The following is a 13,154-nucleotide window of genomic DNA, read 5'->3' on the forward strand; positions in this document are numbered from 1 at the left end:
GCTCCGGGGGTCACCAGAGGAAGGTCCCGATCCGATCCTTGAGCGAGGCGGCGTCCAGGCCGTAGGCGGGCAGGTGCTCGGCCATCGAACCGTAGTGCCGGTGCTCGCCGCGCGGCACGCCCAGGGCCAGCACCCGGTGCGGGCGGTCGGCCAGCGCGGCGTGCGCCCCGTTCGCCGACGTGCCCTCCAGGTACGGCTCCACCAGCACCACGTCCGTCCGCTCGCCCAGCGCGGCGCGCAGCCCGGCGGTGTCGAAGGGGCGCACCGTCGCCGCGTACAGCACGGTGACGTCCAGGCCCTCGGTGGCCGCCAGCACCGCGTCCAGCATCGGGCCGACGGCCAGCACCACGCCGCGCGAGCCGGTGCGCACGGTGGTGAAGCGGCCGGGCTCGACCGGGACGGGCGCGGCGTTCTGGTGGCTGGAGAGCCGGACGTACACATTGCGGTCGCCGTCGGCGACGGCGTGGCGCAGCAACTGCTCGGCCTCCTCCGGGTGGCCGGGGACGTGCACCGTCCAGTCCGGGAGGGTGTCCAGCAGGGCGACGTCGCCCGGGGACATGTGGGTGCGACCGGCCGCCGGGTTGTCGTAGGAGCCGCCCGCGCTCACCAGAACGGCGCCGACGCCCTGGTGGACCAGACTCAACTTCAGCTGCTCGAAGGGACGTTCGACCAGGAAGCTGGCGAAGGTGTGGGCGATCGGGCGCATCCCGCTGAGCGCCAGGCCGCCGGCCGCGCCGACCAGCAGCTGCTCGCGGATGCCGACGTTGACCACCCGGTCGGGGTGGCGCTCGCGGGCGGGTTCGAAGGCGGCGGCGGTGATGTCGGCGAGCACCACGGCCAGCCGGGGGTCCTCGTCCAGGAGGCGGGTGGTGACGTCGACGAAGCGCTCGCGCATGGTGTCCATCGGTGAAGTGCCTTTCGCGTTCGTGGTGCCGGCTTGGTCGGGGGTTTCCGGGGCTCAGGAGTTCTTCGGCTCGACCCGGGCGACCACCACGTGCGGGCGGCCCGGGTGCGCGGTGGTGTAGGCCCGGTGCAGGGCCTCGTGGTCGCGGCCGTCCACCGTCGCGGCCGACCAGCCGGCGGCCGCGAACCGCTGGGCGATCCCGCCCTGCCAGCCGTGGGTGGCCGAGGAGTTGTCGATCACCACCGCGTGCAGCCGGTCCAGCCCGTAGGCGCCGGCGAAGGCCACCGCCTCGTGGTTGGAGCCCTCGTCGAACTCGGCGTCGCCGACCAGCACCCACACCGCCGGCTCGGTCAGCCCCTGCGCCCGCAGGCCCAGCGCGGTGCCGACGGCCAGCGGCAGGCCGTGGCCGAGCGAGCCGGAGGAGATCTCCACGCCGGGCAGCAGGGTGCGGTCCGGGTGGTAGCCCAGCGGCGAGTCGTAGCCGCCGAAGCTCGGCAGCACGGCCGGGTCGATGAAGCCCTTGGCGGCCAGCACGGCGTAGTAGGCCATCGGGCCGTGGCCCTTGGAGAGCAGGAAGCGGTCGCGGTCCTGCGCCTCGGCGGTGTCCGGGGTCACCCTCAGTACCCGGTCGTACAGCACCCAGAGCGCGTCCAGGGTGGAGGTGGCGGCGACGTCGTGCTTCTCGTCGCCGGTCATCAGGGCCATCAGCGCCTGGAGGTCCTCGAACCGGGCCCGGGCCGCCGTCTCTGTCGTCGTCGTCATGGACCGATCGTGCAACTTAAAGCCAGCTTGAGGTCAAGCGGCTACAGTGAGTGCCCATGACCGCGATACCCGACGGCGCCCGCACCACCGGCCCGCGCTCCGACGACCTGCTCACCATCGGCCAGCTGGCCGCCCGCAGCGGCCTGGCCGCCTCCGCGCTGCGCTACTACGAGAGCCTCGGCCTGATCCACGCCACCCGCACCTCCGGCGGCCAGCGCCGCTACCTGCGCGGCACGCTGCGCCGGATCGCCTTCGTCCGGGCCGCCCAGCGGGTCGGCCTCTCCCTGGACGAGGCCAAGGTCGCCCTCGACCGGCTGCCCGAGCGCCCCGCCCCCAGCGGCGCCGAGTGGACCGCCGTCGCCGCGTCCTGGCAGGGCCGGATCGACGAACAGATCGCCGAACTCGAACTGCTCAAGGCCAAACTCACCAGCTGCATCGGCTGCGGCTGCCTCTCGCTCACCCGCTGCGCCCTCTACAACGCCGGCGACCGGGCCGCCCAGGCCGGCCCCGGCGCCCGCTACCTGCTCACCCGCGACCCGGCCACCGGCCCGGAACCCGTTTCGGCCGACGTCCCCGGAGGCCGCGTCCCCCGGCCCGACACGCCCTGAAAATCCTTTGCCGCTGGGCGGTTGGTACGCCTACCGTGGCGCTGTGCTGCCTCCGGTCGAGACGGACGAACAGTGGGACGCGGTCGTCCCCGACGAGTCGGTGATGCGCCCGGGCGCCGAGGCGCGCTGCTCGGCCTCGACGGGCGTCCGTTGACGCGCTTCGCGGAGGGGTCCGTCCCGGTCTACGCGGTCGGCGGGGAGCACGTGCTCAAGCTGTTCCCGGCGGCGAGCGCCCGGGACGGCCTCGTCGAGGAGCGCGTCCTGACCTTCCTGGACGGCGCGCTGCCGATCCCCACCCCGGCCGTCCGGGCTGCGGGCGAGTACGTCAACGGCTGGCGCTACGTCCTGATGTCCCGCCTCCACGGCGAGGGCCTCGCCCCCGCCTGGCCGCGCATCCCCCGGGCCGACCGCGAGCGGATCGCCCGCGACTGCGGCGAGGCGCTCGCCGCCCTCCACGCCCTCGACGCCGGACCGCTCGCCGACACCCTCGCCCCCGGCGACTGGGCCGCCTTCCTGGCCCGGCAGCGCGCGAGCGCCGTCGACCGGCAGCGCGAACGCGGACTGCCGGAGGCGTGGTTGGAGCAGATCCCCGGGTTCCTCGCCGCCGCCCCGCTGCCGGCTTCCGCCCAACGATCCCTGCTGCACACCGAGTTCATGCGCGAGCACCTGATCACCGACCCGGCCGGCGGCTGGCGGCTCACCGGCCTGATCGACTTCGAGCCCGCGATGACCGGCGATCCGGCCTACGACCTGGTCGCCGTCGGCCTCTTCACCACGCGCGCCGACCCGCACCTGCTCGGACAGCTGCTCGCCGCCTACGGCCGCCCCTTCGAACCACGGCTGCTGATGGCGTACACGCTGCTGCACGTGTACAGCCACCTGCCGTGGTACCTCAAGGAGTTGAATCCCTCGGCGCGGACCCTGGACGACCTCGCCGAGGAGTGGTTCGGGGTCGCCTGAGGGCCCCGGCTCAGGGCCCTGGCTCAGGACCTCTGGCTCAGGTCCTCTGGCTCAGACCTCTGACTCAGGGCCTCGGGTCGGTGCGCAGCAGGCCGTAGTACACCCCGTCGCGCCACTGCCCGGCCCGGAAGTTCACCGCGCGATGGACGCCCTCCCGAGTGAAGCCGACCTTCTCCAGGGCACGCTGCTCCGCGATGTTGTCGACGTCCGTGTCCGCCTCCACCCGCATCGTCGGCGTGTGGGCGAACAGGTAGTCCACCAGCAGTCGTTGGGCCTGGGTGCCGATCCCCCGTCCACGAGCCTGCGGCATCAGCTGGATGCCGATGTTCCAGTACGGCGCCGTCGGCAGCATCGCCTTCCGCCGGGCAGCGACGAAGCCGCAGAACTCCTCCCCGGCGACGACCGCGAAGATCCACTGGTCGTCGCCGAGCAGCCCGTGCTCCGCCCACCGGCGCCGGAACCGCTCCGGATCCCGCCAGCCGTACCACTGGAACTCGCCCACCACCTCGGGGTCGTTGACCAGTCGGCCGAAGGCGGGGAGGTCGGCTTCGGCTATCGGACGCAGGGATACCGTTTCATCGCTCACGCAGGCGCCAACGCGCGGCCCGCCGAGGTGGTTCCGCCGGGTGTTCGTCTTGGTCAGGCGCCGGGGTCAGGCACCCGTCGAACGGGCGAGCCGGAAGCCCACGTCGTCGATCCGCAGTGTCGGGTGGCTGCGGCGGCGGACGGAGGCGCGGCAGCTCCAGTGCTCGTCGAACCAGCCGCCACCGCGCAGGACGCGGTAACTGCCGTACACCTCGGGGTCGTAGAGCTCCCAGCACCACTCCCACACGTTGCCGAGCAGGTCGTACAGCCCGTAGCCGTTGGGCCGCAGCTCTCCGACGGAGTGCGGGCGCTCGCCCGAGTTGCCGCGGTGCCAGGCGATCTCGTCCAGCGGACCGTAGCGCGGCCCGTCCGTCCCGGCCCGGCAGGCGTGCTCCCACTCGGCCTCGGTCGGCAGCCGGTAGCCGTCGGCGTCGCGGTCCCAGGCCACCTCCTCACCGTCCACCCGGTAGGCGGGCGCCAGGCCCTCGCGCCGGGACAGCTCGTTGCAGTGGCGGACGGCGTCGAGCCAGGACACGCTGTGCGCGGGGCGACGGTCGCCCGCGACGCCCTCGTACTCCTCACGGGTGACCGAACAGACGCCCAGCTCGAACGGGGCCACCTCCACGCGCCAAGTCCGCTGGGTGCGGCGGTCGGAGAGCGTGACGCGGCCGGGCGGCACGGCGATCAGTCCGGTACTCGGTTCCATGATCGACGATCCTACGGGCCACCCCGACCGGCCTGTCCCCTGGCGCCGCGGTCTGACGGAGCATCAGAATGAGCCGTCACCCACCGAACGAAAGGCGGCAACGACCATGGCGGTCCTGACAGTCAGCACAGTGGTGGAGGCCCCCGCCGAGCGGGTGTGGGAGCTGGTCGGCGACTTCCACGCCCTCGGCGACTGGCACCCCCACCTGCCGCCCAGCCGGCTCGGCAACGGCCTGGCCGGGAACGCGATCGGATCGGTCCGGGTCTTCGAACTGCCCGACGGCGTCGTCCTGCACGAGACGCTGCTCGCCTACGACGACGAGGCCCGCAGCTACACCTACAGCTTCCCTGACGGCACCTTCCACTTCGACGGCTACCGCGCCACCCTGCGCGTCACCCCGGTGACCGAACTGGCCGCCAGCTTCGTGGAGTGGAGCGTCCGGTACGACATCGACGCCGAACACCGCAAGGACTCGACGGAACGCGTCCACGGCGTCTTCACCACCGGCCTCGCCGGCCTGCGCGACCGCTTCGCGGGCTGAGCCCGCCGGGGCGGGCCCTACCCGCCCCGCTCCCGTGCGCAGCCTCGCCTAGCTGTCACCAGCCTCAAGCAGCCGGGCCGGAGCCAGGTAGTCGTTGCTCAGCATCACCTGGGCCGACCGGGCCGCCGCACTGACTACGGCGTGCCAGCCCGGGGCATCCAAGTAGGCCTCGTCCGGAGAGGAGGCGCCGACCTCATCCTGCACCGCGCCATAGTCGGCGCCGAGAAGCGCCATCAGCCCGACCTCCTCCTCGGTACGCAGGCTCCCACCCAGGAAAGGCGCGGGCTCGTGCGCATCGCAGAAGTCGTCGAAGAGCACGTGCACGATGTAGTCGAGATTCTCGAACTGGTCCCGGTCGAGCCAGACTTCCCGCTGCCAGGTCGGACTGGCCAGGGCCACGACCGCCGGTACGACATGGAGCCGGAAGTTCGGAAGGGCTATTCCGTGATCGATCACGGCGAGAGGGTACCTACCGCACGAGGCCGAGCAGCAGATCAAAGCCCAGTACTGCGCTTCGACGCCGCAGCCCGGGGCCTGAGCGGTCCGATGAACGGCACGTCGATCTGGATCTGGGCAGGTCGTTCCCGATCGCAGGCCAAGGCGGAAGCGCCGAGGTGCGCGGGCCGCGTTCAGGTCTCGATCGCGGTGAGTATCCGCAGTTCGGTCAGTCCCGTTCACGGATGCGGAGCCGATTCTTCCCTTTCGAGACGCTTGACGGGCCAGTGACACTCCGGTCGAAAGTGCGTGCGCTAAGGTGTCGAGCGGTTTGCGTCTGGGGGGTGACGGTGAGTAACGCGGGCCTGGTGCACCAGGTGCGGATCCTGCGGGCTGGCGTCGGGGATCCGTCGGTGATGCTGGCGCAGTTCCGGCTCAGCGCGGTGCTGGTGCCGTTGTGGGGCGATGATGCGGTGTGGACGGGGGACCAGGGGGGTCTGCGGTGGATCTTCGCGTTCTCGTCCGAGGAGGAATTGGCGGCGTTCGTGCGGTCGAAGGGGCTGTCGCTGGACGGGTTTCCATACATGACCGTGCTGGGGAGCCGGTTGTTGGATGTGGCAGTGCCGGGTCTGGACGTGCCCGGGGGGATCGCGCTGGATGTGGCGGGGAAGGAGCCGATGCTCTTTCCGCCGGTGCGGGGGATCGTGCCGGACGAGGTGGCTCTGGACGGGCCGGAGATGACGGGGGTTGTGAGCGTTGGGTGAGGGCTATCAGGCAGATCCTGAGGCGTTGAAGCTCGTAGCGGACGGCCTCAACGGAGTGATCGCCGAGTTGAAGTCGATCGGCATAGCCGGGGTCGCCGAGGGCGGGCGCGGGTTCACCGAGCTGGAGCTGGGTGGGATGGATGCCGGTGACTTCGAACTGTCGACGTCGTTCGGTGAGTTCTGCGAGCGCTGGAGCTGGGCGGTCAGATCGCTGGTGGTGAAGGGCTCGGACATGGCCAACAAGGTCGGTCTGGCGGCCGGTACCTACCACGAGCAGGAGCAGTACGCGAGCGGGCTGACGAAGGACGTCGTGGCCGGCGTGCTGGGCAACCCCCACCTGACCGAGGAACAGGTCGAGCACGAGTCGTGGTCGCAGGTGTGGGCTGACAACCCGATCAACGATGTCATGCACCCCGACTACTCCGGAAAGTCGTTCGACAAGGCCGAAACCGACATCAAGCAGCAGTGGCAGAAGGCAGCCCAGGACGCGCTCCAGAAGCCCGGCGTGGTCAACATGACGCTCAACGCGACGGTCGGCCCCGTCCCGCCGGCCCCGGAGAAGTGACGGCATGGGATTCCTCGGAGACGCCCTGGACTTCGTCGACGATGCCGTCGACAGCGGAACGAAGTTCGTCGCCAAGGGCCTGCGCAAGGGCGGGCACCTGGCCGGGGAGGCACTCGACGCGGCCGGCCTGCACGGCGCCGGACAGACCGTCAGTGGCTGGGGCGACGACATCGCCGACGACGCCGGCGTCAAGGTCGCCGAACGCAACCTCGACCAGAGCGACGACCCGAAGGAACTGCTTCACGGCGACGCCAAGAAGCTGAACGAGGTCGCGGGTCACCTGCAGAAGTTCCACGACGCGTTCTCCAAGGCCGGCCAGGGCCTGACCCGCCTGGACACCGACCACTGGAGGGGAGAGGCCGCCGAGAAGTTCCGCGGGGAGTTCGACCCCCAGCCCAGGCAGTGGCTGACGGCGGCGGACGCCTTCGCGAAGGCCGGCACCGCTCTGACCACCTACGCCCACACCGTCAGCTGGGCGCAGGACCAGGCGAAGGAGGCCGTCAGGATCTGGAAGGAGGCGCAGAAGAAGACGGACGCCGCCGCCAAGACCTACATGAACGATGCGATGACCTACGACCTGCGGCTCAAGGCCTATAACGCGGTCCCGGCCGACCAGCGCCAGGGGGACCCGCCGGCCAAGCCCGGCGAGTTCACGCCCCCTGCGGACGCGGTTGCCCAGTTCAAGGAGGCCGAGGACAAGCTGAACGCCGCCCGCACCCAGCGGGACTCAGCCGCCCGAACGGCACTCGCAACGGTCAAGGCGCTCGTGGAGTCCGCCCCGGCGATGCCGAGCCAGACCGAGATCCTCAAGGCCGACCTGATGGACACCGCCACGTCCGTCCCGCAGCTCGCCGTCCACTTCGGCGGCGGTGTCATCAAGAGCGCCGTGGACCTGAACAAGCTCCTGCGCAGCGTGAACCCGCTCGACCCCTACAACGCCACGCACCCCGCCGAGTACGCCACGGGCCTCTCCGGCCTCGTGGCCGGCCTGTCCAGCAGCGCCAACAACCCGACTGAGGCAGTCAAGGGTCTTGTCGGCAGCGGCTGGGGCTCCGACCCCGCCGAAGCCGGCGGCAAACTCTTCGGCAACCTGCTACTCGCCCCCGAAACCGGAGGCAGCGGCGTCGCGGCCTCCGCCGCCGAACGCGAAGCCACCGCCGTAGCCGAAGACGCAGCCAAGAACGCCGCCGAACAGGCCGCCAAGGACGCCGCCGAGCAGGGTGGTACAGCTGACTGGTACAAGGACATCTTCGAGCCGCAAGGTCCATGGCGGCCGGACACCCGAGCCACATACCCGGCCTACCACGCGGGTTCGGTGTCACCGGAGCAGGCCCAGGCCCTGATCGACAGCGAATTCCCCTGGCTGAAGGACATGAACAGTCCGCGCCTGGAAGCCGGGCAACCGGGATATAACGTGAACTGCACCAATAATGTTGTCACGGTTGACAGAAGGCTTGATGGCCTGGACGTGTATACCGCCCCGCTTCCGCGGGGGCGCACTGATATGGAAATGGAAGACTTGTACAGAAAAGAGCTCGGAGATCCGGAAGCCTCGTTCCATCCGGTCCGCGGCTACGATGCGATCAGCGAGGACATGGCAGCAAGAGGACCCGGCTCTCGCGGGGTTGTTGACATCACACGGGATGGATACACCGGTCATGTGTTCAACGTGGTCAACATCGATGGCCGCGTGATCTATATAGACGGTCAAACTGGCAGACTGGCAACGCTGGAAACGGATGACATCGTCAGTATAAGATATATGCCCTATCGATAGCCATGGTCGGGATTGTGTCGACCAATTTGCGCAAGGAGTTTGGTGCCGATGACGCGACAGGAAGTAATCGAGGCGGCTCGGGCCCGTCTTTCTGTTCTCTATCCCAAGGCGCCGCCGACCATCGCCCTTCGGGACGAATGGATCAAGGAGTACGGGTGGGCTTGGGGGGTGCCGTTCGACACCCAGGAGTACCTCGACACCGGCGACGCCAGCACGCGACCGAGAAACCGACACCTGTACGTTCGCAAGGACAACGGTGCAGTCGACTTCATCCCGTCCAACCTTTCCGTAAAACAGAGTGTTTACTTTCTGGAGACCGGAAATTTCTCTCCACTCCCGGACTCCGAGCTGTGAACGACACCACTGCCGGTACGCGGGCCTGGCTACGACAGCTCTACGGGCCGGTGGTCGATCTCGCCGCTGACCAGCCGGTCGCCGAAACCGAGCAGGCGTGGTGGTATGCCCTGCGCGCGTTGCCCGGACCCGGATACAAAACCACTCCGATGCTCAACGCCTCCATCGTCGTGCCGAAGGACGGATCGGCTCCTTTCCACCCGGGCAATAGTGACCCCTGGGGAGATGCGACGGCACTCGCTCAGGACCCCAGTCCACGCACTCGGCAGGACTGGGAGAACCGAGTCAATGCCCGGAGCTGTGTGGTAGCAGTGGACGCAGCCATCGACCAGGCGGCGATCAGCATGTTGCCGTGGCAGCCGTACCATGAAGCGCCGGGCTGGTGGCCGCGGTTGATCCGCCGATACTTCACTGGCGCTGAAGTCAGCACCTGTGCGGACTGGGACGAGGTGCTCGCGGCTGTCGACCAGGGAGGCCAGGACACGCGCGGTGTCGTGCGGGTCCGTCGTGAGCTGGGCGGTTTCGAGGCAACCGGGCATCTGCTGTACGTCTACAACGACGGAAACCGCGTCACCGTGCTGGACGGACAGAGCGGCGGACTCGCCCGCCTCGAAACGACCGGGGTGCGCCAGCTCGCCCTGGCCCGTTTCCACCGACCGCGTGGTGGCGCCTCCTCCGCCTCTCCACCGTGGCGGCGCGCCGCCACCGACCTGGCCTCAGCAGTGGCCAAGGCCGAGGCGTGGCTGGCTGAGCACTACCGCGGCGAGGTCGTTCTGGTCGATCACGGCGAAGAGGACGATCTCGGCCGGGGTTGGCTCTTCGCGTGCAACAACCGCGACTTCCTCGCGACCGGGGATTGGTCCCGGGGAATGTTGGATGCTGCCGTTGTGGTGCCGAAGGATGACACTTCACCGTTCGGACTACCCAACACCGACCCATGGGGATGGCTGGAGCGGTGGCTCGCCGACGGCGTGCCGGGCGTGGATGAGATGGCACTGCCGCCTGCTCCTGGCCAAGCGGCCTGGTTCGCACCCACCATGGCGCAACTGGGACCGGTCCTGGAAACGGCCGAGTTCACCGACTGGCTGACCGCAATGGCCAGGGTGGTCCGTACCCCGGAGGGCGCTCGCATGTTGGCCTGGGTCCGCCGGCGTGATCGCCGCGGGCGGGAGAGCGTCGGCAGGCTGATCGCTGTGGCGCATACATCCAGGGGGCCGGTGCTTCTTGACGTTGCTACCGGCGAGGGAGCCGATATGGAGCATGAGGGCGTGATCTCGGTCCGGATCACTCGCTACCGATGAAAGCGCAGGGTTTGGCACTTCAGATCGCCGTATATGCGCGGCGAGCCAACAGTAAATCCGAGCCCTTGAGCCACTGAGGGACAAGGCCTGCGAAGGCTGGGAACCGCCCGCGCTGCCGGAGCCGCCTCATGGCCGTCGCCGCTGCGTTCCACGTGCACCTGCCGGCCTCCACTCCGAGATGGGGTGGAGGCCACGGTCGCGTCACCACCCCGGATCCACCCCCGCCGGTCATCTACCGGTGCGTCCCTGACTTCCGGTTGGCCGCCGTCACAAGTGCAGGCCAGGCAGGCCGTCGCGGTGGGCTGCCGCGCAGTCCTCGTTCCCTGTGCCGGCATGCCCGCGACCGTACGGGTGAGCACCACCTCGTCCGACAACGCGTGAGCCAAGGCCTCGGCGAACCTCTCCGCGTACATCGCTCACGTCGAGCTCACCCACGCCGCGTCATGGCCGATCAGTTGGCCAAGCTGTTGCAGTTCAGCCAGCTCCCCAACATCAGAGTTCAGATCATGCCGTCCATGGCTCCGCCGCACCCCGGAATGACTGGATCGTTCGCACTACTGGAGTTCCGGCAACGAGATCTTGACCTGGTCCTGCTCAGCGGCATGCTCAGCAGCGACTGGGTTGAAGACCCGAGCCAAGTCAACATCTATCGAGCGGCGTTCGACGAAATCATGGCAACCGCCCTGGACCTCGACCAGTCTCGTAGCCTCATCGCACAGAAGAGAGACATGCTCAAGTGACTCATTTCCCTGTCGCCTCAGCACTCCCCGTCCAGTGGAGGAAGGCAATCGCCAGCAACCCGAACGACAACTGCGTCGAAGTAGCCGACGGCATCACCGGTCTCATCCCGGTCCGCGACAGCAAGGACCCCCACGGCCCGGCCCTCGGCTTCTCTCCTGCGGCCTGGCGAGCGTTCGTCGCCGGCGTCCGGGCCGGCGACTTCCCGACCGCCCCCTGACGCAGACCACGGGCGGCCCCGCGCATCGCGCGGGGCCGCCCGTTTCCCTGCACCCGGCCGTCGGCCTCAACTACCGTTCCCCCATGCCCCACACGCCGACCGAGATCACCGCCGGCCTCCTCCGCCACCTCCTGCTCTCCCAGCATCCCGACCTCGCCCACCTCCCCCTCCGGCTCGGAGCGCGCGGCTGGGACAACCAGATGTGGCGGCTCGGGGACGACCTCGCCGTCCGGGTGCCCTGGGCGACGGAGTCGGCAGGGGACATGCTGCGCAAGGAGCACACCTGGATACCCGCGCTCCCGGCCGGTCTGTCCCTCCCGATCCCGGTCCCGCAGCGTCTCGGCGAGCCCTCCGAGCGCTTCCCCCACCCCTGGCTGGTCACCACCTGGGTCCCCGGCACCCCCGCCGACCGCGCGCCCGTCACCCGCGCCGCCGAATCCGCCCGCACTCTGGCCGCCTTCCTGACCGCCCTCCACCGGCCCGCCCCCGCCTCGGCCCCCACCGGGCGCGACGACCGCGGGGGTCCACTGGCCCTGCACGCCGAGCAGTTCACCACGGGCCTCGCCACCGCCACCGATCTGGGCCTGATCCCCGACCCGGACGCCGTCCGCGCCCTCTGGGAGGACGCCGTGACCGCCCCGCCGTGGACCGGCCCGGCCCTCTGGATCCACGGCGACCTCCACCCCGCCAACGTCCTCACCGCCGACGGCGCCCTCTGCGGCGTGATCGACTTCGGCGCACTCTGCGCGGGCGACCCCGCCTGCGACCTCGCCGCCGCCTGGAACCTGCTCCCGGACGGCGCCGCCGAGCTCTTCCACCAGGCCTACGAACCGGCCGCCGACCCCGCCACCCTGCGCCGCGCCCGCGGCTGGGCCCTCATCCGGGCCCTCGGCGGCATCTTCGTCGGCGAGGCCGGCCGCCACAACCGCCCCGGCGGGAAGGTCACTTGGGGCCCGCCCGCTCAGGCCGCCCTGCGCCGCCTCGTCAGCACCGCCCGTGACACGTCCGCGGCGCCACCGCTCAACTGGCCTGCCCGGTCGGCATGATGGTGACCTGCTGCAGGTTCACCCGGGCCGGCAGCGTCGCGATCACACCGACCATCTCCGCGACGTCCTCCGGCGTGAGCCACTCCACGGTCTCCTTCGACCCCTCCAGCCACTCCAGCGCGCCCTGATCCGTCACGTGGCTCTGCAACTCGGTGCCGACGATCCCCGGCTCGACCGCCGACACCCGCACCTTCTTCGCGCCCAGCTCCGCCCGCAGGTGGCGCGACAGGTGGCTGACGTACGCCTTGGTCCCCGAGTACACCGCGAAGTTCGGGAAGATGTTCTGCGCCGCGATGGACGAGGTGTTGATCAGGTCCGCCACCCCGCGCTCCGCCGCAACCTTCACCAGCTGCGGGGTGAAGGCGCCGATCGCGTTCATCAGCCCGGTGATGTTCAGGTCGATCTGCTGCTTCCACTGCTCCGTCGCCAGCTCCTCGATCGGAGCGGGCAGCATCACACCGGCGTTGTTCAGCAGCAGGTCGGCCCCGCCGAACTCGGCCTCCACCCGCTCCGCGGCCGCCCGTACGGCAGCCGCATCGGTGACATCGACGGCGATCGCCGACGCAGCGCCACCGTTCTCCTCGATCCGCCCGACCAGCTCCGCCAGCCGCTCGGCCCGCCGCGCCAGAACGACGACGCGGGCACCCAGCGACGCCAGCTTCTCGGCGGACGCCTCTCCGATGCCGCTGGAGGCCCCGGTGACGACGGCGACACGGCCGGTCAGCGGCCGGGACAGAGTGTTCGTAAGCATGGCACTTTCCTTCCAAGGGGCTTTCGGCCGATCCCCGTCGGCCGCAGATCCAGTACAACCCCCGGACCATCCCCCCGGACCGCCACAACTGGCCCTGCCCAGGCAGGTACCACCAGGGCCACCCAAGAGCGCGCACA

At 70.0% G+C, this 13,154-nt stretch carries 17 protein-coding genes; 11 read left to right on the top strand and 6 right to left on the bottom strand.

What is annotated here, in order from left to right; all coding sequences use genetic code 11:
• Positions 1–10: 10 nt before the first annotated feature.
• Both ACZ6Z8_RS05335 and ACZ6Z8_RS05340 read right to left on the bottom strand, forming a co-directional pair.
• Positions 11–904, bottom strand: a complete 894-nt coding sequence (locus tag ACZ6Z8_RS05335; RefSeq protein WP_465606564.1) for a transketolase family protein — start codon at positions 902–904, stop codon at positions 11–13.
• Between the two features lie 54 nt (positions 905–958).
• Entirely contained in the window at positions 959–1,666 is a 708-nt protein-coding gene (locus ACZ6Z8_RS05340) for a transketolase (protein WP_465606566.1), read from the bottom strand.
• Between the two features lie 56 nt (positions 1,667–1,722).
• On the opposite strand from ACZ6Z8_RS05340, the gene soxR reads away from it, so the two are divergent.
• Together soxR and ACZ6Z8_RS05350 are read left to right on the top strand one after the other, a co-directional pair.
• Positions 1,723–2,274 (top strand): redox-sensitive transcriptional activator SoxR, encoded by a 552-nt coding sequence (gene soxR, locus ACZ6Z8_RS05345; protein WP_465606568.1) that lies wholly within the window; start codon positions 1,723–1,725, stop codon positions 2,272–2,274.
• A 150-nt stretch (positions 2,275–2,424) separates the two neighbouring features.
• The gene (locus ACZ6Z8_RS05350) at positions 2,425–3,234 is read left to right on the top strand and encodes an aminoglycoside phosphotransferase family protein (protein ID WP_465606570.1); all 810 of its coding nucleotides are present in this window, start codon (positions 2,425–2,427) and stop codon (positions 3,232–3,234) included.
• 64 nt (positions 3,235–3,298) lie between these two features.
• Here ACZ6Z8_RS05350 and ACZ6Z8_RS05355 read toward each other — a convergent pair whose 3' ends face one another.
• Both ACZ6Z8_RS05355 and ACZ6Z8_RS05360 read right to left on the bottom strand, forming a co-directional pair.
• The gene (locus ACZ6Z8_RS05355; protein ID WP_402822706.1) at positions 3,299–3,820 is read right to left on the bottom strand and encodes a GNAT family N-acetyltransferase; all 522 of its coding nucleotides are present in this window, start codon (positions 3,818–3,820) and stop codon (positions 3,299–3,301) included.
• A gap of 66 nt (positions 3,821–3,886) precedes the next feature.
• Positions 3,887–4,525 (bottom strand): formylglycine-generating enzyme family protein, encoded by a 639-nt coding sequence (locus ACZ6Z8_RS05360; protein ID WP_465606572.1) that lies wholly within the window; start codon positions 4,523–4,525, stop codon positions 3,887–3,889.
• A 106-nt stretch (positions 4,526–4,631) separates the two neighbouring features.
• Here ACZ6Z8_RS05360 and ACZ6Z8_RS05365 point away from each other — a divergent pair, with 106 nt between their 5' ends.
• Complete coding sequence (locus ACZ6Z8_RS05365) at positions 4,632–5,066, top strand: SRPBCC family protein (RefSeq protein ID WP_465606574.1); 435 nt, start codon at positions 4,632–4,634, stop codon at positions 5,064–5,066.
• A gap of 48 nt (positions 5,067–5,114) precedes the next feature.
• Here ACZ6Z8_RS05365 and ACZ6Z8_RS05370 read toward each other — a convergent pair whose 3' ends face one another.
• Positions 5,115–5,522, bottom strand: coding sequence for an SCO4402 family protein (locus ACZ6Z8_RS05370; RefSeq protein WP_465606576.1), 408 nt, complete (start codon positions 5,520–5,522; stop codon positions 5,115–5,117).
• A 323-nt stretch (positions 5,523–5,845) separates the two neighbouring features.
• Between ACZ6Z8_RS05370 and ACZ6Z8_RS05375 the strand changes: the two genes are divergently transcribed.
• From ACZ6Z8_RS05375 to ACZ6Z8_RS05410, 8 genes are all read left to right on the top strand, one after another.
• Positions 5,846–6,265: a hypothetical protein gene (locus ACZ6Z8_RS05375; RefSeq protein WP_465606578.1), complete on the top strand. Its 420-nt coding sequence runs from the start codon at positions 5,846–5,848 to the stop codon at positions 6,263–6,265.
• Between the two features lie 25 nt (positions 6,266–6,290).
• Positions 6,291–6,830 carry a hypothetical protein gene (locus ACZ6Z8_RS05380; protein WP_465606580.1) on the top strand — a complete coding sequence of 180 codons (540 nt, stop codon included), beginning with the start codon at positions 6,291–6,293 and terminating at the stop codon, positions 6,828–6,830.
• 4 nt (positions 6,831–6,834) lie between these two features.
• A complete protein-coding gene (locus ACZ6Z8_RS05385) occupies positions 6,835–8,607 on the top strand; it encodes a putative T7SS-secreted protein (RefSeq protein ID WP_465606582.1) in 1,773 nt (590 codons plus the stop codon).
• Positions 8,608–8,655: 48 nt separating this feature from the next.
• A complete protein-coding gene (locus tag ACZ6Z8_RS05390; RefSeq protein ID WP_465606584.1) occupies positions 8,656–8,961 on the top strand; it encodes a hypothetical protein in 306 nt (101 codons plus the stop codon).
• On the top strand, positions 8,958–10,262 hold the full coding sequence (locus ACZ6Z8_RS05395; protein WP_465606586.1) for a YrhB domain-containing protein: 1,305 nt from the start codon (positions 8,958–8,960) through the stop codon (positions 10,260–10,262). Before ACZ6Z8_RS05390 ends, ACZ6Z8_RS05395 begins: the two co-directional genes overlap by 4 nt.
• A gap of 128 nt (positions 10,263–10,390) precedes the next feature.
• A complete protein-coding gene (locus ACZ6Z8_RS05400; protein ID WP_465606587.1) occupies positions 10,391–11,002 on the top strand; it encodes a Scr1 family TA system antitoxin-like transcriptional regulator in 612 nt (203 codons plus the stop codon).
• Positions 10,999–11,220, top strand: coding sequence for a DUF397 domain-containing protein (locus ACZ6Z8_RS05405; RefSeq protein ID WP_465606589.1), 222 nt, complete (start codon positions 10,999–11,001; stop codon positions 11,218–11,220). The genes ACZ6Z8_RS05400 and ACZ6Z8_RS05405 overlap by 4 nt, the downstream gene beginning before the upstream one ends.
• Before the next feature lie 83 nt (positions 11,221–11,303).
• Positions 11,304–12,266, top strand: a complete 963-nt coding sequence (locus tag ACZ6Z8_RS05410; protein WP_465606590.1) for an aminoglycoside phosphotransferase family protein — start codon at positions 11,304–11,306, stop codon at positions 12,264–12,266.
• On the opposite strand, the gene ACZ6Z8_RS05415 is transcribed toward ACZ6Z8_RS05410, so the two are convergent.
• The gene (locus tag ACZ6Z8_RS05415) at positions 12,241–13,017 is read right to left on the bottom strand and encodes an SDR family oxidoreductase (protein WP_465606592.1); all 777 of its coding nucleotides are present in this window, start codon (positions 13,015–13,017) and stop codon (positions 12,241–12,243) included. The two genes, ACZ6Z8_RS05410 and ACZ6Z8_RS05415, sit on opposite strands and share 26 nt — an antisense overlap.
• Positions 13,018–13,154 lie beyond the last annotated feature (137 nt).

Source organism: Kitasatospora sp. NPDC101108, from assembly GCF_055584725.1.

Coding starts and splice junctions, on each gene's coding strand:
- ACZ6Z8_RS05335 (WP_465606564.1), bottom strand. CDS start 904: ATGGACACCATGCGCGAGCGCTTCGTCGACGTCACCACCCGCCTCCTG.
- ACZ6Z8_RS05340 (WP_465606566.1), bottom strand. CDS start 1,666: ATGACGACGACGACAGAGACGGCGGCCCGGGCCCGGTTCGAGGACCTC.
- soxR (WP_465606568.1), top strand. CDS start 1,723: ATGACCGCGATACCCGACGGCGCCCGCACCACCGGCCCGCGCTCCGAC.
- ACZ6Z8_RS05360 (WP_465606572.1), bottom strand. CDS start 4,525: ATGGAACCGAGTACCGGACTGATCGCCGTGCCGCCCGGCCGCGTCACG.
- ACZ6Z8_RS05365 (WP_465606574.1), top strand. CDS start 4,632: ATGGCGGTCCTGACAGTCAGCACAGTGGTGGAGGCCCCCGCCGAGCGG.
- ACZ6Z8_RS05385 (WP_465606582.1), top strand. CDS start 6,835: ATGGGATTCCTCGGAGACGCCCTGGACTTCGTCGACGATGCCGTCGAC.
- ACZ6Z8_RS05390 (WP_465606584.1), top strand. CDS start 8,656: ATGACGCGACAGGAAGTAATCGAGGCGGCTCGGGCCCGTCTTTCTGTT.
- ACZ6Z8_RS05400 (WP_465606587.1), top strand. CDS start 10,391: ATGGCCGTCGCCGCTGCGTTCCACGTGCACCTGCCGGCCTCCACTCCG.
- ACZ6Z8_RS05410 (WP_465606590.1), top strand. CDS start 11,304: ATGCCCCACACGCCGACCGAGATCACCGCCGGCCTCCTCCGCCACCTC.
- ACZ6Z8_RS05415 (WP_465606592.1), bottom strand. CDS start 13,017: ATGCTTACGAACACTCTGTCCCGGCCGCTGACCGGCCGTGTCGCCGTC.